General features: G+C 68.5%; 17 protein-coding genes. 15 read left to right on the top strand and 2 right to left on the bottom strand.

The window, feature by feature from the left end; translation table 11 throughout:
- The first annotated feature begins 4 nt into the window (after positions 1-4).
- From KRX52_RS11570 to KRX52_RS11625, 12 genes are all read left to right on the top strand, one after another.
- Positions 5-949: an ExeA family protein gene (locus KRX52_RS11570; protein WP_217681878.1), complete on the top strand. Its 945-nt coding sequence runs from the start codon at positions 5-7 to the stop codon at positions 947-949.
- Positions 946-2352: a tetratricopeptide repeat protein gene (locus KRX52_RS11575; protein ID WP_217681879.1), complete on the top strand. Its 1407-nt coding sequence runs from the start codon at positions 946-948 to the stop codon at positions 2350-2352. Before KRX52_RS11570 ends, KRX52_RS11575 begins: the two co-directional genes overlap by 4 nt.
- Positions 2352-4073, top strand: coding sequence for a GspE/PulE family protein (locus KRX52_RS11580; protein ID WP_217681880.1), 1722 nt, complete (start codon positions 2352-2354; stop codon positions 4071-4073). The genes KRX52_RS11575 and KRX52_RS11580 overlap by 1 nt, the downstream gene beginning before the upstream one ends.
- Positions 4073-5317: a type II secretion system F family protein gene (locus KRX52_RS11585; protein ID WP_217681881.1), complete on the top strand. Its 1245-nt coding sequence runs from the start codon at positions 4073-4075 to the stop codon at positions 5315-5317. Before KRX52_RS11580 ends, KRX52_RS11585 begins: the two co-directional genes overlap by 1 nt.
- Positions 5314-5823, top strand: coding sequence for a hypothetical protein (locus KRX52_RS11590; protein WP_217681882.1), 510 nt, complete (start codon positions 5314-5316; stop codon positions 5821-5823). Before KRX52_RS11585 ends, KRX52_RS11590 begins: the two co-directional genes overlap by 4 nt.
- Positions 5824-5853: 30 nt before the next feature.
- Entirely contained in the window at positions 5854-6384 is a 531-nt protein-coding gene (locus KRX52_RS20970) for a prepilin-type N-terminal cleavage/methylation domain-containing protein (RefSeq protein ID WP_217681883.1), read from the top strand.
- A gap of 46 nt (positions 6385-6430) precedes the next feature.
- Positions 6431-6904, top strand: coding sequence for a type II secretion system protein (locus KRX52_RS20975; protein WP_217681884.1), 474 nt, complete (start codon positions 6431-6433; stop codon positions 6902-6904).
- 280 nt (positions 6905-7184) lie between these two features.
- Positions 7185-7631, top strand: a complete 447-nt coding sequence (locus tag KRX52_RS11605) for a GspH/FimT family pseudopilin (RefSeq protein ID WP_217681885.1) — start codon at positions 7185-7187, stop codon at positions 7629-7631.
- On the top strand, positions 7628-8125 hold the full coding sequence (locus KRX52_RS11610) for a type II secretion system protein (RefSeq protein ID WP_217681886.1): 498 nt from the start codon (positions 7628-7630) through the stop codon (positions 8123-8125). The genes KRX52_RS11605 and KRX52_RS11610 overlap by 4 nt, the downstream gene beginning before the upstream one ends.
- On the top strand, positions 8113-9102 hold the full coding sequence (locus KRX52_RS11615) for a PulJ/GspJ family protein (RefSeq protein WP_217681887.1): 990 nt from the start codon (positions 8113-8115) through the stop codon (positions 9100-9102). The genes KRX52_RS11610 and KRX52_RS11615 overlap by 13 nt, the downstream gene beginning before the upstream one ends.
- Positions 9092-9526, top strand: coding sequence for a hypothetical protein (locus KRX52_RS11620; RefSeq protein ID WP_217681888.1), 435 nt, complete (start codon positions 9092-9094; stop codon positions 9524-9526). The genes KRX52_RS11615 and KRX52_RS11620 overlap by 11 nt, the downstream gene beginning before the upstream one ends.
- Positions 9523-12240 carry a DUF6701 domain-containing protein gene (locus KRX52_RS11625; RefSeq protein WP_217681889.1) on the top strand — a complete coding sequence of 906 codons (2718 nt, stop codon included), beginning with the start codon at positions 9523-9525 and terminating at the stop codon, positions 12238-12240. The genes KRX52_RS11620 and KRX52_RS11625 overlap by 4 nt, the downstream gene beginning before the upstream one ends.
- 254 nt (positions 12241-12494) lie before the next feature.
- On the opposite strand, the gene KRX52_RS11630 is transcribed toward KRX52_RS11625, so the two are convergent.
- Entirely contained in the window at positions 12495-13721 is a 1227-nt protein-coding gene (locus KRX52_RS11630) for a Bcr/CflA family multidrug efflux MFS transporter (protein WP_217681890.1), read from the bottom strand.
- A 289-nt stretch (positions 13722-14010) separates the two neighbouring features.
- On the opposite strand from KRX52_RS11630, the gene hpaI reads away from it, so the two are divergent.
- From hpaI to KRX52_RS11645, 3 genes are all read left to right on the top strand, one after another.
- Positions 14011-14811 carry a 4-hydroxy-2-oxoheptanedioate aldolase gene (hpaI, locus tag KRX52_RS11635; RefSeq protein WP_217681891.1) on the top strand — a complete coding sequence of 267 codons (801 nt, stop codon included), beginning with the start codon at positions 14011-14013 and terminating at the stop codon, positions 14809-14811.
- Positions 14812-14909: 98 nt separating this feature from the next.
- The gene (gene hpaR, locus KRX52_RS11640; RefSeq protein ID WP_217681892.1) at positions 14910-15362 is read left to right on the top strand and encodes a homoprotocatechuate degradation operon regulator HpaR; all 453 of its coding nucleotides are present in this window, start codon (positions 14910-14912) and stop codon (positions 15360-15362) included.
- 52 nt (positions 15363-15414) lie between these two features.
- Positions 15415-15849: a GlcG/HbpS family heme-binding protein gene (locus KRX52_RS11645; RefSeq protein ID WP_217681893.1), complete on the top strand. Its 435-nt coding sequence runs from the start codon at positions 15415-15417 to the stop codon at positions 15847-15849.
- 61 nt (positions 15850-15910) lie between these two features.
- Here KRX52_RS11645 and tfpB read toward each other — a convergent pair whose 3' ends face one another.
- The gene (gene tfpB / locus KRX52_RS11650; RefSeq protein ID WP_217681894.1) at positions 15911-17695 is read right to left on the bottom strand and encodes a type IV pilus assembly ATPase TfpB; all 1785 of its coding nucleotides are present in this window, start codon (positions 17693-17695) and stop codon (positions 15911-15913) included.
- Between the last annotated feature and the right edge of the window lie 52 nt (positions 17696-17747).

A 17747-nucleotide genomic window follows, 5' to 3' on the forward strand; every position in this document is an offset into this window, starting at 1 on the left:
GCCCATGTACCTGAGCTTCTTCGGCCTGGGCGAGAAACCTTTCGCGCTCACCCCCAACACCGCCTTTCTGGTGCGGCTGGCGCCCTATCAGGCCTGCCTCAACCTGCTGCGGGTGGCGCTGGGCGAGGGCGAAGGCTTCATCAAGGTCAGCGGCGAGGTGGGCACCGGCAAGACCCTGCTGTGCCGCGCGCTGCTCAACGCCCTCAGCGAGGATGACGGGTGCTGGCAGGTGGCCTGGCTGCCCAACCCCGGGCTCAGTCCCCGTGACCTGCGCCAGGCGCTGGCCCACGAGCTGCGCATCGCCGATACCGAGCATCTGGACGACCACAGCCTGCTGGCCGCCCTCAACCAGCGGCTGATCGAACTGGCCGCCGAAGGCAAGCGCACAGTGCTGCTGATCGACGAGGCCCAGGCCCTGCCGCCGAAGACCCTGGAAGCGCTGCGCCTGCTGACCAACCTGGAAACCGAGCACTGCAAGCTGCTGCAGGTGGTGCTGTTTGGCCAGCCGGAGCTGGACGCCGTGCTCGAGCAGGCGGAGTTCCGCCAGCTGCGCCAGCGCATCACCTTCTCCTATCGCCTGCGCCCGCTGGACCTGGCCGACACCCGCCGCTACGTCGAGGAGCGCCTGATCCACGCCGGCTACCGCGGCGAGGCGCTGTTCGAGGCCGGCGCGCTGCGCCGCCTGGTGGCCGGCAGTGGCGGCATCCCGCGGCTGATCAACATCCTCGCCCACAAGGCGCTGATGGTCGCCTTCGGTGCCGGCAGCCGCCGCGTGCGCGCCAGCCATGTGCAGCGCGCGGTGCAGGACACCGAGGGCGCGCGGCCGTTCCTGCGCCAGGGCTCCGCGTCGCTGGGCTGGAGCCTGGCCGGTGCCGCCGCGCTGCTGACCCTGCTCGGCCTGTGGCCATGGCTGCAGGGCTGGCTGGCGCAGGGAGGACTGCTGCCGTGAGCCTGGTCAACGACATGCTGCGCGACCTGGAAGCCCGGCGCGCTCCGCCCGCCGAGCGTGCGCCGCTGGAGGGCCTGCTGCCCGCCGACGAAACCGCCGTCGGCCGGCGCGCCGACCTGCGCCGCGTGCTGCTGGCGCTGCCGTGGCTGCTCCTCGCCCTGCTCGCGGCACTGCTGCTGTCGCGGCTGTGGTCCGCGCCGGCGGTCAGTGACAACCTGGCGGCGCCGGCTGCCGCCGAGCCGGCCCCTGCCGTCGCCACACCCAGCGCCGCCGAGGCGCCGATCCAGCTGCTGGCCGCCCTGCCGCAGCACGGCGACGGCCGCTTCGTCCTGCAATTGCTGCTCGACCGCGCACCCGCCTACCAGCGCAGCGAGCAGAGCGGCGTGGTCAGCCTGCGCCTGCCACACCTGCGCCTGAGCGACGGCGGCCCGCGCGAGGGGCGCTTCGAGCACGGCGGGCGCAGTCTGAACTGGAGCCTCTCGGCCGTGGGCGACGGTGCCGAATTGCTGCTGGTCGGCCTCGGCGACGCGCTGCAGGTGCGCGACCGCCTGGAGCCGGCCGGCGAGCGCTGGCAGCTGTGGATCGAGGTGCCGCTGGTGGCCGAGGCGGACGACTTCGATCCCGCGCGGCTGCCGGTGGCCGGGGCCGAGGAGCCTGCCGCGCCGCTGCTCGCCGACTACCCGGCCGCGCCCCGCGTGGAGGCGAAGCGGGCGGTCGAGCCGTCCGGCGCGGAGCCAGCGCCGCGCGCCGCCCAGCCGCCCGTGCGCACGCCGGCCGACGAGCCGGCGGTCGCACCGCGGGTTGCCCGCAGCCCGCAGGTCAACGTCGCCAGTCACCAGCCGGATGCCCTCAGTGAGGCGCGCCAGGCCCTGCTGGCCGGCGAGCGCAGTCGCGCCATCGGCCTGCTCGAGGAGCTCAATCGCCGCCAGCCGGAGAATGGCGAAGCGCTGCGCTGGCTGGCGCGTGCCTGGCTGGCCGACGGCCGCGGCGAGCGCCTGATCGCCGAGCTGCCGGCGCGGCTGCAGCGTTTCCCGGCCGACAGCGAGCTGCGCCTGCTGCTGGCCCGTGCCCAGCTGCAGGCCGGCGACAGCGCGGCGGCGGTGGCCACCCTGGCCGCCCATCTGCCGCCGCTGGCCGGCGATCCGGCCTACCACGCGCTGCTCGCCGCCAGCTACCAGCAGACCGGCCAGTGGCGCGAGAGCGCCCAGCTGTACCGCAACCTGGTGCTGCTGCGCCCTGAACAGTCCGCCTGGCAGCTGGGCCTGGGCATCGCCCTCGAGCAGCTCGGCGAGCGCGCCGCTGCCGCCCAGCACTATCGCCAGGCCTTGCAGGGCCAGGGCCTGGATGACGGCAGTCGCCGCTATGCCCGCGAACGTGCCCAAGCCCTCGGAGGGGCCTCCTGATGGATAGCGTCGATCTGCGTCAGCGCAAGGTGCGCCTGGGCGACCTGCTGGTCCAGGCCGGACTGATCAGCGAGGGCCAGCTGCAGCTGGCCCTGCAGGAGCAGAAGCGCAGCGGCGCCAAGCTCGGCCGCGCGGTGGTCGATCTCGGCTTCGTGTCCGAGCAGAAGCTGCTCGAGGCGCTGTCGCGCCAGCTCGATATTCCCTACGTCGACCTGCGCCAGTTCAAGTTCAACGAGGCGCTGGTCCAGCGCCTGCCCGAGGCGCTGGCGCGGCGCTTTCGCGCCATCCTGCTGGTCGAGGAGGGCGACGGCCTGCTGGTCGGCATGGGCGATCCGCTCGACCTCTACGCCCTCGACGAGCTGAGCCGCCTGCTGCGCCAGCCGCTCAAGCCGGCGGTGGTGCGCGAGAGCGACCTGCTCGACAACCTCGACCGCTTCTACCGGCGCACCAACGAAATCGCCGAGCTGGCCGGCCAGCTCGACGAGCGTCTGGAGGAGAGCGACTTCGACTTCAGCGGCCTCAGCCTCGACAACAGCGACGCCCCGGTGGTGCGCCTGCTGCAGATGCTGTTCGAGGACGCCGTGCAGATGAAGGCCTCGGACATCCACATCGAGCCGGACGAGAAGGTCCTGCGCCTGCGCCAGCGCGTCGACGGCGTGCTCAACGAGCAACTGATCAAGGAAACCCGCATCGTCTCGGCGCTAGTCATGCGCCTGAAGATCATGGCCGGCCTGGACATCTCCGAGAAGCGCTTGCCGCAGGACGGCCGCTTCAACATCCGGGTCAAGAACCACAACCTCGACGTGCGCGTGTCGACCATGCCGGTGCAGTTCGGCGAGTCGGTGGTGCTGCGCCTGCTCGACCAGAGCGCCGGGGTGTTCAGCCTCGACCGCACCGGCATGCCGGCCGACATGCTGGCGCGCTTTCGCACCCTGCTGCAGCGCCCGCACGGCATCGTGCTGGTCACCGGCCCCACCGGCTCGGGCAAGACCACCAGCCTGTACGCCGGGCTGTCCGAGCTGAACAGCCCGGAGAAGAAGATCATCACCGTCGAGGACCCGGTGGAATACCGCCTGCCGCGGATCAGCCAGGTGCAGGTCAACCCGAAGATCGAGCTGACCTTCGCCCGCGTGCTACGCGCCGCCCTGCGCCAGGACCCGGACATCGTGCTGGTCGGCGAGATCCGCGACCGCGAGACCGCCGAGATCGCCCTGCGCGCCGCGCTCACCGGCCACCTGGTGCTGTCCACCCTGCACACCAACGACGCCTTGACCTCGCCGCTGCGCCTGATCGACATGGGCGCCGAGCCGTTCCTGGTCGCCAACGCCCTCAACGCCGTGCTGGCCCAGCGCCTGGTGCGCCGGGTCTGCGAGCACTGCCGCGAGGAGCACCTGCCCGAGGAGCGCGAGCGCCACTGGCTGGAGGGCATCGGCGGCCAGTCGCTGGCCGGTCGGCGCTTCGTGCGTGGCAGCGGCTGCCACCAGTGCCACAACACCGGCTACCTGGGGCGGATCGGCGTCTACGAGCTGCTCGAGATCGATGCGCCGCTGGCCGCCGCGCTGCGCCGCCACGATGCCCAGGGCTTCATCGACGCCGCGCGGGCCCAGCCGCACTACCGGCCGCTGGCCGCCGGCGCGCTGGACTTCGCCCTGGCCGGGCTGACCAGCGTCGAGGAAGTGCTCAAGGTCAGCGCCAGCCTCAGTGACGAGCGGATCGCCTGATGGCGCAGTTCCGCTTCAGCGGGCGCGATGCCCAGGGCCGCAAGATCAGCGGCAGCCGCCAGGCGGCGAGCGCCGAAGCGCTGGCCGGCGAGCTGCTGGCCGAGCGCATCACCCCGTTGAGCATCGACGCCTTGGCGGAGAAGGCGGCGGCGCCAGACCAGGACATCCTGCGCCAGCTGAACAAGCTGCTCGGCCGCGAGCGGGTCGAACTGGAGGAGCTGATCATCTTCTGCCGGCAGATGTACAGCCTCAACAAGGCCGGCGTTCCGATCATCCGCGCCATCGGCGGCCTAGCCGAATCGACCCGCAACCCGTACTTCCGCGAGGTGCTGCAGACCCTGCGCGGCGACCTCGAGGGCGGCACGGCCATGGCCGCCTCCCTGGGCAACCACCCCAAGGTGTTCAACCCGCTGTTCGTCAGCATGATCAGCGTCGGCGAGAACACCGGCCAGCTCGACCAGGCCTTCCGCCAGCTGGCCGGCTACCTGGAGATGGAGCGCGAGACACGCAAGCGCATCAAGCAGGCCACCCGCTACCCGCTGTTCGTGCTGATCGCCATGAGCGTGGCGCTGGCGGTGATCAACCTGCTGGTGATCCCGGCCTTCTCCAAGGTGTTCGCCCAGTTCCACGCCGAGCTGCCCTGGCCGACGCGGGTGCTGATCGGCTTCTCCGAATTCATGCAGCACTGGTGGTGGCTGCTCGGCCTCGCCCTTGCCGGGAGCCTTACTGCCTTCATCCGCTGGGTCGCCACCGAGCCCGGCGCACTGATCTGGGACCGCTGGAAGCTCAGGCTGCCGATCGTCGGGCCGATCTTCGAGCGCATCGCCCTGGCCCGCTTCACCCGCACCTTCGCGATGATGTACCGCGCCGGCCTGCCGCTGCTGCAGACCCTGGGCATCAACAGCCACACCGTGGGCAACCGCCACATCGGCACGGCGATCACCGCCATGCGCGAGGGCGTCGAGCGCGGCGAGGCACTGACCCGCGGCGCCGCCGCCAGCGGCCTGTTCACCCCGCTGGTGCTGCAGATGATGGCGGTCGGCGAGGAGACCGGCGCGCTGGATGACCTGTTCATCGAGGTCGCCGATTTCTACGAGCAGGAAGTCGACTACGACCTCAAGCGCCTGGCCGATGCCATCGAGCCGATCCTCATCGTCGCCATGGGCATGATGGTGCTGATCCTGGCACTGGGGGTGTTCTTGCCGATGTGGGAGCTGTCGGCGGCGGCCAAGGGCATCAAGTGAGGCCGCTGCCGGCGCGCGCCGAGCGACTGCTGCTGATTGCGCCGTTGCAGCAGGGCAGTCGGGCGGTACTTGTTTTGATCCTGGCCAATGTGATCCTTATCACGTTATGGCATATTGTGGCTGCCAGCGAGCGTGGAGCCATGAATGCGACGGTCGGGAACCTGGCGCACAGCCTCAACGCGCTGGCCGCCGAGAATATGGCGCAGGGCCGCCCGCTGGACGCGGGCTGGGCCACGCGCAATCCGTTTGTCCTGCTGCGCGGGCAGCAGGGCAACTACTGCGGCGAGCTGGCTGACGGCCAGACGCCGAGCCGGGGCTGCTGGTACTTCCTGCCGCAGCAGGCCCGCGTGCTGTACCGCGCCCGCTTCAGCGGCTGGCGCAGTGGTGGGGAGGAAGGCGTGCAGGTCTGGCAGTTGGTACGCCTTCCGCAGCAGACGATGGAAACCGCAGAGACCGGACGGCTGACCGCCGTGGAGCTGCGGGCGGTGGACAGGATTGACCGATGACGACGCCCGCAGGGGCAAATGGAGATGGAAATGAAACAACAGAAGGGCTTTACCCTGATCGAACTGGTGGTGGTGATCGTTATCCTCGGCGTCCTCGCCGCGGTGGCGCTGCCGCGCTTCATGAATGCGACCGAGGATGCGCATACCGCGGCAGTGCAGGGCACCGGTGGTGCGCTGGCGGCGGGCGTGGCGCTGGTGCACTCGCAGTGGGAACTGAATCGCGGCAAGGGCGCGCTGAATGCCACCAACCCGAACGACAATATCGTGGGCTTCGGTGCCGATGATGTGGACGTGAATACCGAAGGCTGGCCAGTGGCGAGTGGTGGTAACAACGGCGCCCCGGCAGATGCTGACTGTGCTCAGTTGTGGACTGCTTTGCTGCAGGGGTCTGCACCTTCGGTTGCTGTTCCTACTGCCACCACCGATTACGAGGCCGAGGCCGATACTAATGGTTGCACCTACACCTACCGTCTTGATGGTCGCACCGCGACCTCCACTCCGTCGTCTCGCACCATTGTTTATAACGCCGTTAATGGCGTTGTAACCACTAACGCCGACTGATTTGTTCTGCCTATAACTTGAATAGCCAATCTGGAAGGAAATAATCATGAAGAAACAGCAAAGCGGTTTCACTCTGATCGAACTGATCATGGTCATCGTGGTACTGGGCATTCTGGCGGCGTTTGCGCTGCCGCGGTTTGCGGACTTTGGTGGTCAGGCCCGTACGGCCACTGTAGAGGGGCTGGCTGGCGCAATGCGTTCTGCCGCTGGGATTGCTCATGCATCTCAAGTTGCTGCTGGAGCAAGCGGTAGCACAGGTGTGACCATTGAAAACGTGCCTATCACCATGATTGGCGGTTATCCGACTGCCGATGCAGATGGGATTATCGCTGCCGCTCAGGTTGATGGTGCTGAGGTGAGTACTGGTGGTAGTGGCTCTGCTGCGGTCCTCTATGTTGCTCCTGCTGGTGGCTCTGCAGTTTCTACCAGTACCTGCGTAGTCGCTTATACCGCGGCTAACACAACCGCTGGTGCTGAGGCTCCTGCAAGTGTTGTTGCTACTACTGGCGGATGTAACTAAGGGAGTAAATGGGGACAGACCCCGTTGCTGTTACTACGCTAAACCAGACAGGTGCCTCCGGGCACCTGTCAACTAATTACCCAACTGCCGGCTCGGAGCTGGCTGAATTCGCCGGACAAGGACTGTCGGCATGCAACAACAACGTGGCTTTACCCTGATATTGAACTGACTCTGGTGATCGTGATGCTCGCTATCCTCTGCGCCTTTGCCCTGCCGCGCTTAGCCGATCTGGGCCGGGATGTGCGCATCGCCGGCGTGCAGACCAGTTGCTGCTGACCCCATGCATTCCCGCGGCTTCACCCTCGTCGAGTTGATCCTGGTGATCGTGGTCATCGGCATCCTCGCCGCCGTGGTGGGGCCGCGCTTTTTCGAACGCTCGACCTTCGACGAGCGGCTGTACGCCGAGGAAGTCCGCGCCGGCCTGCGTCATGCGCAGAAGCTGGCCTTGGCCGGCGGCTGCCGCATCCGTTTCAGCCTCGACGCGAGCGGCTACCGCCTGCTGCGCGATGCCGACTGCGAGGGCAGCGGCAATACCTTCACGCCCAGCGTGCTCGACCCCGCCAGCGGCCAGGCGCCCTACGCTGGTACGCCGCCGGCCGGCATCACGCTGTCGGCCGCGTTCAGCGTCGACTTCGATGCCCTCGGCCGGCCCAGCCAGGCGGTCAGCGTCACCCTCGGTGGCAGCCATGCCGTGCGTGTCGAGGCGGTCACGGGGTTCGTGCCATGAGGCGCCAGCGCGGCATGACCCTGGTCGAGCTGGTGATCGCCATCGTCATCGTCGGCATCGCCGCGGCGGCGCTGTATGGCGCCATGGCCGCCATCGGCGGACGCTCGGCCGACCCGATGCTGCGCCAGCAGAGCCTGGCCATCGCCGAGGCCTATCTGGAAGAGATCCTCGCCCGGAACTTCCTCGATCCGACCAGCCATACCCAGTGCCCGCCGCGACCGGCAGCCCGCGCCGCGTTCGACAATATCTGCGACTACGCCGGCCTCGACGATGCCGGTGCCCGCGGTGCCGATGGCACCCTGATCGCCGGTCTGCAGGACTACAGGGTGCGTGTCGCGGTGACGCCGCAGGCCTTCAACGGACCGACCGCTGCGGCGGCACTGCAGGTGACGGTGACGGTCGAGGCGCCGGGCGGTCAGATGCTGAGCCTCGCCGGCTGGCGCACCTGCTATGGCGAGTACGATGGCGCAGGAGCCTACGCATGCGTGCCCTGATCTGCGCCGCCTCCTGCACATCTGGCCCGCGTAGCGTGGGTAACCGCGCAGCGTTGCCCACCGCAGGCTTGGTGGAAAACGCTGCGCGGTTTTCCACGGGGTGGCCATCCACCCTACAACCGCTTGGCTGTCGCCAGCGCGGCTTCACCCTGGTCGAACTGATCCTGGTGATCGTCCTCTGCGCCGTGGTCGGGGCGCTGGTCAGCAGCGTGCTGTCGCGCCCGCTGGAGGGTTTCGTCGCGCAGAGTCGGCGCGCCGAGCTGGTAGACATCGGCGCCACGGCCCTCAACCGCATGCAGCGCGACATCCGCCAGGCGGTGCCCGGTTCGCTGCGGGTCAGCGCCGATGGCCAGACACTGGAGCTGCTGCTGATCCACAGCGGCGGCCGCTACCTGCCCAACCGCCCGCTCGACAACAGTCTGAACTTTTCCGCCACCCCGGCCGCGCAGTGCAACGGCCCGCTGGTGGCGGGGGTGCCGGCCTGCGATGTGCTGCAGGTGTTCGCCCCGGATTTCACGCCGCCGGCCGCCGGCTGGCTGGTGATCGCCAGCAGCCCGTTCAGCTGGACGCTGAGCAATCCGGGGAACATCACCCCGACCAACACGGTCTTCACCCGCTTGGCGGAGTCCAATTCGGCCAGCTATCCCGGCATCAGCCTGATCCGCGTCACCCCACCGGGGGCGGGCGGTACTTTCGCCTTCGCCGCGCCCTCGGCGCAGCGGCGCATCTACTTCGCCGATCGCGTGGTCGGCTATCGCTGCAGCGGCGGCCAGCTGCTGCGCTACGAACACGACCAACTGTCGGCCACGCTGCCCGCGACCCTGCCGGCTACCGGCCGCCTGCAGGCCGACCGCGTGGAGTCCTGCAATTTCAGCTACGCGCCCGGCACCGGCTTGGCCTCCCTGCGCCTGACCGTCGGTGCGGCGGGCGAGAGCATCCGGCTGGCCCAGCAGGTACAGGTGAACAATGCGCCCTGAACGTGGATTCGCCCTGGTGGCGGCGCTGTTCGTGATGGTCATCATCGCCGTGGTGGTGGCGACCATGAGCCGGCTGTCGATCACCCAGAACAGCAGCCTCGACCTGGCCCTCCAGCAGGCCCGCGCCTACCAGGCCGCCCGCGCCGGCCTGGAGTGGGGCCTGCACCAGCTGATGCTGGAGAGCAACACGGCGGGCGTCTGTCCGGTGGGGAGTCCATCCCTGGCCGGAAGTGGCCTGAGCGAATTCAGCGTGAGCCTCACCTGCGTCAAGCTGCCCTGCGCCACGGCCGTCTGCGCACAGAGCTACACGGAAGGCATCCGCACCTTCAACCTGTACCGGCTGACCGCCACGGCCAGCAACGGTAGCCCGGATAGCCGGGTGGACTATGCCTGGCGGCGGCTGGAAGTGACGGTGGAGCGATGAATTTGAAACGCTGGGGGCATTCGATACGGGTTTTGCTGGCCGTGCTGCTGGTTACCGCCAGTCCGGGGGCATGGGCGGTATTGTGCTCCGAGGTGTTTTTCCCGGGGCCGGCTGGCGATGGCCTGAATGCCTACGTGCCGATGTTGTCACTACCGAGCTTCGATGCTTCGACGCTTCCCGCCCTGACGGCGGCGAGTCCGCGGGCGGTGTCGGTGAGCGACAGCTACTGGGCGGGCGGCATCTCGCCCAACAACTGGGTATTGACTGCGCCAAGCGCGGGAACGGCCCGGGTCTACGTCAAGGGCAATCTGGTCATCGGCAACAACGCAGAGATCAATAAGGATGGCAATCCGAGAAATCTGATTATCATCGTGATAGGGAATCTCGATATCCAGAACAGCAGCAATACCAAACTCAATGCGCTGATCTATGCGACGGGCAATGTGACCATCGGCAACAACCCGGCCATCTACGGCGGCGTTTCTGCCGCGGGCAGCCTGCAAAAGGGCAACAACATTTCCTATGATCCCAGCGCTCTGACGGGAGCCGACTTCGGTACGCTCTGCGACAATCCGAACTCGGTGGGACAGATCGACCACTTTCGCTTTCTACATGCTGCGACCGGGCTGACCTGCAGCCCGCTGGATGTCACCCTGAAGGCCTGTGCGGATGCCACCTGCAGCCGTCTGTACGAGGGCAGCGTCAGTCTCACCTTGAGTCCCTCCACTTGGGCGCCCAGCAACGTGGTGGCCTTCAACGGTGGTCAGGCTTCCCTCAAGCTGCACGGCAATGCTCCGGGCTATGTGACCCTTGGCGTGGCATCGGCCGTTCCAGCGGCCAACAACACGCGGCAATGTAGTACCGTCGATTGCCGGGTGCTGTTCTACGACAGCGGCTTCATCTTCGATGTGCCGCCCCTGCTGGCCGCCAAACCGCAGGCCGGCATCACCCTGCAGGCGGTGCGCAAGGACGCCAACAGCCAGCTGTGCGTGCCAGCCTTCGGCCCGGCCACGCGCACGCTGCAGTTCTGGAGCGATTATGTCGATCCCGGTACTGGCAGTCTGCCGGTGCGGGTCAACGATGTGCCTGTGGCGATGAGCGCGGCAGCGCCGACCAGCCTGAACCTGAGCTTCGACAGCACGGCGACAGCGCTCCTGAGTGTGCGCTACGCCGATGCCGGGCTGATGCGCCTGAATGCCCAGTATGTCGGGAGCGGCGTCGAGAGCGGCCTGCTCATGTCCGGGTCGGATGAGTTCGTCAGCAAACCCTACGGCCTGCATATAGCCACCCCGGCCGACGCCAGCTGCACGGCCTCGAATCCGGCAGGCTGCAGCGTGTTGCGCATGGCCGGCGACAGCTTCCCGCTGAACATCCGCGCGGTAGCCTGGGAGGCCGACGGCGAGGCATTGACCGAGGCCGCGCTGCGCGACAACCCGAGCACACCGAACTTCCGCCTGAACGGCATTGCCTTGAACTCCACGCTGGTTGCGCCGACGGCGGCCGCTGGTGGCGTGACGGGTGCCTTCTACCGCCACGATGCCAGCACCGGCAGCAGGAGCGTGCTGGGCAGCTATGACCATGCGCTGGGCACAACTACCAGCTTGGCCGTGAGCCAGGGCGAGGTCGGCATCTTCCGCCTGAGTGCGGTGCCGGTGGCCGGCAGCTATTTCGGCCAGAGCGTCAGCGGCGGCGAGAGCGCGCTGATCGGCCGCTTCACCCCCGCGTATCTGGGCGTGACCAGTACCGCCAGCCTGACCCCGGCCTGCGGCGCCTTCAGTTATCAGGGGCAGACCATCACTTTCGCCGGCGGGCAGCCAGGGATCGTCGTCACCAGCTACAACCGCCAGGGCGAGGTGACGCGCAACTACGACCGCGATCCGTTCTGGCGGCTGGCGCCACCGCAGCGCCAGCCTTACGCCTTCAGCGACGCCAGCAAGCCGGGCCTGGTCGCCCGTCTGCAGAGCCTGGGCGATCCGCAGTCGCTGGCGGTGACGGATAGTGGCGCGGCCGACGGCAGCCGGGCCTTCGACTGGCGGGCCGAAGGCACGCGGCTGGCCGATGCGCTGCTGTGGCAACTGCCGTCGCCACCGACGGCCGAGGATCTGCCGTTCGTGCTGACTGCTGCCGGCGCGCATGTGCAGCTGAAGTTGCCTGCCGTCCAGCTGAGCGATCTCGACGGCGTCTGCTACCGCGGCAGCGCTGGCAGCGCCGCCGCCTGCCAGGACTTCGTCCATGCCTTCGGCGGCACCGAGGTGCGCCTGGGGCGCCTGCGCATCGATGCGGCCAGTGGCCCGGAGAACCAGGGGCTGGATCTGCCCTACTGGCTGGAAAGCTGGCAGGCCTCGGCTGGCGGTCCGGTATTCGGCGCTACGACGGGCGATAGCTGCTCGACGCAGGCAGCGCTGGGCCAGGTGGTGCTGTCCGGCTTCACCGGCGACCTGCTGGCGAGCCACTTCCCGACGCCGCCCGGCACTCTTGAGGCTCCGCCGGCTGGCACGCCGACGCCGACGGGTGTCATTCGCCTGCCGGCGCCCAATCAGAAGGGCAGCGCGCTGGTCAGCCTGTCCGGCCTGAAAGGCGCGACCCCGGCGTTGCCCTGGCTGCTGTTCGATTGGGATGGCAACGGCACCCCCGAGGCGCCTTCGGCGCGGGCGACCTTCGGTGTGCTGTCCACCCAGCGCGCGCTGATCTTCCGCCGCGAAATCTATCGCTGACCCTGCACTCTGGCGGTGCAGGTGCACAATCCGTGTGCGGGAGGCGACAGTCTGGCGGCTATCCGACAGTCCGCTTTCCCGCTATCTAGAGCGTCTCCCGCTAGGGGGAGAGGGCAGGCTAGACCCAGCAGATATGAAAAAGCCCCGGATCGCGCTGCGATCCGGGGCTCTGGGCATAAAAAGGGGATTCCCCGGCCTGCCTGTACCGTGGTCCCCGAAACTGGATACGGTACTCAATGCACATGACATGCCAATTACAGCTTGGGTGTCGCTTCGGCGGCATTTTCCGTGCGGCCAGGCTGGGGCGCGCGGGTCAGCAGCAGGGCCAGCAGGCTGCCGACCCCGGTGATACCGACCACCAGGCTCATCGGCAGCGGGCTGCCGTCGTGCAGGGCGCTGACCAGCGCGCTGGCAGCGGTGCCGAAGCCGAACTGGCCGGCCACCGCCAGTCCGGCGGCGGCGCCGGCCTGTTTGGGGAAATGTGCCAGCAGGCTGGCCACGCAGTTGGCGCCGAGCAGGCCGGTGACGCTGATGTAGAACAGCAGGCAGGCGACGATGGCGCTCAGGCCGCCGATGCCGCTGCCGCCGAGGATGGCCAGGGCCAGGCCGGACAGGGCGGCGATGCTGGCGCCGCACACCAGCATGCGTTGCGGGCCGAGGCGGGTGACCAGGCGGGCGTTGAGCAGGGTGGCGACGATGATGCCGCTGACGTTCAGGCTGAACAGCCAGGCGTACTGCTGCGCCGACACGCCGAAATGCTCGATGTAGACGAACGGCGAGGCGGTGAAGAAGGCGAACATGCCGCCGAACGACAGTCCCATGCACAGGATGTAGCCGAGCGCCTGTGGCTGCACGGCGATATGCCCGTAGGCGCGGAACACGGCGGCGAGCGAGGCGCCGCGGGCGTCGGCGGGATGGGTTTCCGGAATCTTCCAGACCACGGCCAGCAGGCACACCCCGGCGAAGGCCATCAGCACCACGAACAGCGAGCGCCAGCCGGCCAGCAGGATCAGGTAGCCGCCGATCAGCGGGGCGATCAGGGTGGCGAACATGGTCACCAGGTGCATCAGGGACAGCACGCGGGCGGCGTCCTTGAGCGGGAACAGGTCGCGCACGATGGTGCGCGCCAGCACCGAGGCGCCGGCGCCGCCGAGGGCCTGCAGGATGCGCCAGAACACCAGGTGTTCGGCCTGGGCGGCGAGGGCGCAGCCCAGGCTGGCCAGCAGGTACAGGGCGATGCCGCCGAGCAGCAGCTTGCGCCGGCCGAAGCGGTCGGACAGCGGCCCGTAGATCAGCATGCCGGCGCACAGGCCGGCGAGGAACACGCTGATGGTCAGCTGGATCTGCGCCTCGGCGGCACCGAGGTCCTGGGCGATCAGCGGCAGGCTCGGCAGGTACATGTCGATCGACAGCGGGCCGAACGCCACCAGGGCGGCGAGCAGGACGATCAGGCGTTGCGGGTGGGTGACGGCGGCGGACATGCGTTCTCCAGAGGTTGGCCGGGGACAGGAGCAAGGCCTGGGGCGCCTAGTTTACCGGCTGGGGCGCGGCAAGCCGCGGCCGAGTCGGCCTCGGGGGCGCAGAGTGCACAAACATCCGGCCGGGGGTATAGCCGGACAGGCCTGCAAGCTGGCACCCTAAGGAAAATTTCCACGGATTGTCGCCGCCACAGGCTCGCGCCGTCCGCTGGCGGCCAGGGACGGCGCGAGCGTCCTGGTCGCCGGCGACCTGCCGGGTCCCATCTCCCGCCCCTTGTTTGAGAACTGAACGATGCCGATGCCCGTCAACACCTTCAAGCAGCGCCTGATGGCCGAGCAGCAGATTGGCCTGTGGATCGGCCTGGCCGATCCCTACTGCGCCGAGCTGGCGGCCAACGCCGGTTTCGACTGGCTGCTGCTCGACGGCGAACACGCGCCCAACGACCTGCGCTCGCTGCTCGGCCAGCTGCAGGCGGTCGCTCCCTATGCCAGCCAGCCGGTGATCCGCCCGCCGATCGGCGATCCGGTGCTGATCAAGCAGCTGCTCGACATCGGCGCGCAGACCCTGCTGGTGCCGATGGTGGAGCGTGCCGAGCAGGCCGAGGAACTGGTCGCCGCCATCCACTATCCGCCGAAGGGCATTCGCGGCGTCGGCGCCTCCCTGGCGCGTGCCTCGCGCTGGAACAACATCCCCACCTATCTGGACGAAGCCGACGCGCAGATGTGCCTGCTGGTCCAGGTGGAGAACCTCAAGGGCCTGGAAAACCTCGATGCCATCGCCGCCGTCGAGGGCGTCGACGGCGTGTTCATCGGCCCGGCCGACCTGTCGGCGGCCATGGGCCACCGCGGCAACCCCGGCCATCCCGAGGTGCAGGCCGCCATCGAGGACGCCATCGCCCGGGTCCGCAAGGCCGGCAAGGCTGCCGGCATCCTCTCCGGCGACGAGAAGCTCGCCCGCCGCTATCTGGAGCTGGGCTGTTCCTTCGTCGCCGTGGGCGTCGACAGCAGCGTGCTGATGCGCTCGCTGAAGCAGCTGGCTAACAGCTTCAAGGGTATCGAGTCGGCGCCGTCCGTCAGCGGCAGCGTCTACTGAGGTAGCGAACGCGGCGAGCGCCGCCGCCATCCGTGGTAAAACATCGCCGCCCCGCCTGGGGCGGTGTCATGTCGTTTTCGCAGGAAGATCCAGGCCCCATGCACAAGTCCCAACCCTCACTGATCCAGGCCCTGCTGCAGGCGCGCGAAGCGGCGTTGGGCTTCTTCCGTCCGCTGCTCAATCAGTACGAACTGACCGAGCAGCAGTGGCGGGTCATCCGCATCCTCAGCCAGCCTCGCCGCGACGAGCTGGAGAGCCACCAGCTGGCGGAGCAGGCCTGCATCCTGCGCCCGAGCCTGACTGGGGTGCTGGTGCGCCTGGAGCGCGACGGCCTGGTGCGGCGCTGGAAGCCGGCCAGCGACCGGCGCCGCCTGTGCGTCAGCCTGACCGCCAAGGGCGTCGCGCTGTTCGAGGAAATGAGCAGCGAGATGACCCGCCTGTACAAGGACATCCAGCGCCAGTTCGGCGCGGAGAATTTCCGCACGCTGATGCGCCTGCTGCAGGACCTGGGCAAGATCGATCCCGCTATGCCGGGCGGCCGCAGCGCCTGAACGGGCTGCGGTTGTCCGTCCCTAGAACAATAACCCCACTGCAAGGTGTCCGATGTTACGCAATCAACCCTCCCTGTCCCTGGATCTGGCCCTGCTGGCCCTGCCGGCGGTGCTCGCCGAAGCCCGCAATCTGCAGGTGCGCGTCAGCGTGTCGATCGTCGATGCGAGCGGCCAGCTGATTCACCTGGCGCACATGGACGGCGCCCCGGCGCCGAGCCGCGACATCGCCCTCGACAAGGCCTGGACCGCCACCGGCTTCGGTGTCGCCACCAGCGCCTGGGAACAGCGCCTGGCCGGCATGCCGGCCAGCGTGCGCGACGGCCTGCTGCAGCGTCCGCGCCTGGCGATGTTCGGCGGTGGTGTGCCGGTCAAGGTCGACGGGACCGTGGTCGGCGCCATCGGCGTGTCCGGTGCCACCGCCGAGCAGGACGAGCAGTGCGCCCAGGCCGGCGTCAATGCCATTCTCGCCGCGCTCAATCAGGCGTGATCCGTAGGGTGGGAAACGACCGTAGGTCTTTCCCACCGCATCACTGGGCGTCATGACGCCCTCAGCGCTGCTCGCTCTGCGGCGTGACCCGCAGGATTTCCTCCAGCGTGGTCTGCCCGGCGGCGATCTTCTGCGCGCCGGACAGGCGCAGGCTGCGCATGCCTTCCTTGAACGCCTGGCGGCGCAAGCCGCTGAGTTCGGTGTCGGGCTGGATATGCTGCTTGAGCCCCTCCGACAGCAGCATGATCTCGTACACCCCGGCGCGGCCGCGGTAGCCGGTGTCGCGACACTCGTTGCAGCCCACGGCGCGCATGGCGTTGCTCGGCAGCGGCGCGTTCCACGGCCGGGTCAGCTCCTGCCAGTCGGCGGCCTCGATGGCGTGCGGTGCCTTGCAGTGCGGGCACAGGGTGCGCACCAGGCGCTGGGCCATCACGCCGAGAATGGTGGCCTTGAGCAGGTAGTGCGGCACGCCCAGTTCCAGCAGGCGGCTGATGGCGCTGGGCGCGTCGTTGGTGTGCAGGGTGGACAGCACCAGGTGGCCGGTCAGCGCCGCCTGGATGGCCATCTCGGCGGTCTCCAGGTCGCGGATCTCGCCGATCATGATGATGTCCGGGTCCTGGCGCATCAGCGCGCGCACGCCGCCGGCGAAGGTCAGGTCGATGTTGTGCTGCACCTGCATCTGGTTGAACGCCGGCTCGATCATCTCGATCGGGTCCTCGATGGTGCAGACGTTCACCTCCTCGGTGGCCAGCTGCTTGAGGGTGGTGTACAGCGTGGTGGTCTTGCCCGAGCCGGTGGGGCCGGTGACCAGGATGATGCCGTTGGGCTGGCCGGTCATGCTCTGCCAGCGGCGCAGGTCGTCGGCGGAGAAGCCCAGCTGGTCGAAGCCCTTGAGCAGCACCTCGGGGTCGAAGATGCGCATCACCAGCTTCTCGCCGAAGGCGGTGGGCAGGGTCGACAGGCGCAGCTCGATCTCGCCGCCGTCCGGGGCCTTGGTCTTGACCCGGCCGTCCTGCGGCTTGCGCTTCTCGGCGACGTTCATCCGTCCCAGGCTCTTCAGGCGGCTGACGATGGCCATCGTCACCTGCGGCGGGAACTGGTAGACGTTGTGCAGCACGCCGTCGATGCGAAAGCGCACGGTGCCCTGCTCGCGGCGCGGCTCGATGTGGATGTCGCTGGCGCGCTGCTGGAAGGCGTACTGGAACAGCCAGTCGACGATGGTGACGATGTGGGCGTCGTTGGCATCCGGCTCCTGGTCGCCGGCGCCCAGATTGAGCAGCTGCTCGAAGTTGCCGACCCCGCTGATCTTCTGCTCGCCGGCCGCGGCGCCGCTGACCGAGCGCGCCAGGCGGTAGAACTCGGTGGTGAAGCGCTGGATGTCCGCGGGGTTGGCCACCACCCGCTTGATCGGCCGCTTGAGCACGTGGGTCAGGTTGGCTTCCCAGCTGGCGACGAACGGCTGGGCGCTGGCGATGGTCACGCTTTCGCTGTCCACCGCCACGGCGAGGATCTTGTGGCGCTGGGCGAAGGCGTAGGACATCAGCGGGGTGAGCGCGGCGACGTCGATCTTCAGCGGGTCGATGCGCAGGTAGGGCTGGCCGGCGAACTGCGCCAGCCACTGGGTCAGGCTTTCCAGGTCGAGCTTCCTGCCTGGATGGGCGCGGTCGTCGACCTGCTGCGCGGCGAGGAATTCCAGCGGGTGCTGCTGGTTGTTCAGTGCGCTGCGGCGGATCGCCAGGCACTGTTCGGCGCTGTCCTGATCGAGCCGCCCCTGGGCGACCAGCTCGCGCAGCAGGTCGTTGAGATCGATCCAGCGATCCTGGGCGGGGGTGGACAAGGCGGTCATGGGCTTCCTCGGGCAGGCGGTTGGCGCGAGGGGCAAGCTTGCCGGGAAATCC

The sequence above is a fragment of the Geopseudomonas aromaticivorans genome (assembly GCF_019097855.1).
Classification (GTDB): Bacteria; Pseudomonadota; Gammaproteobacteria; order Pseudomonadales; family Pseudomonadaceae; genus Geopseudomonas; species Geopseudomonas aromaticivorans.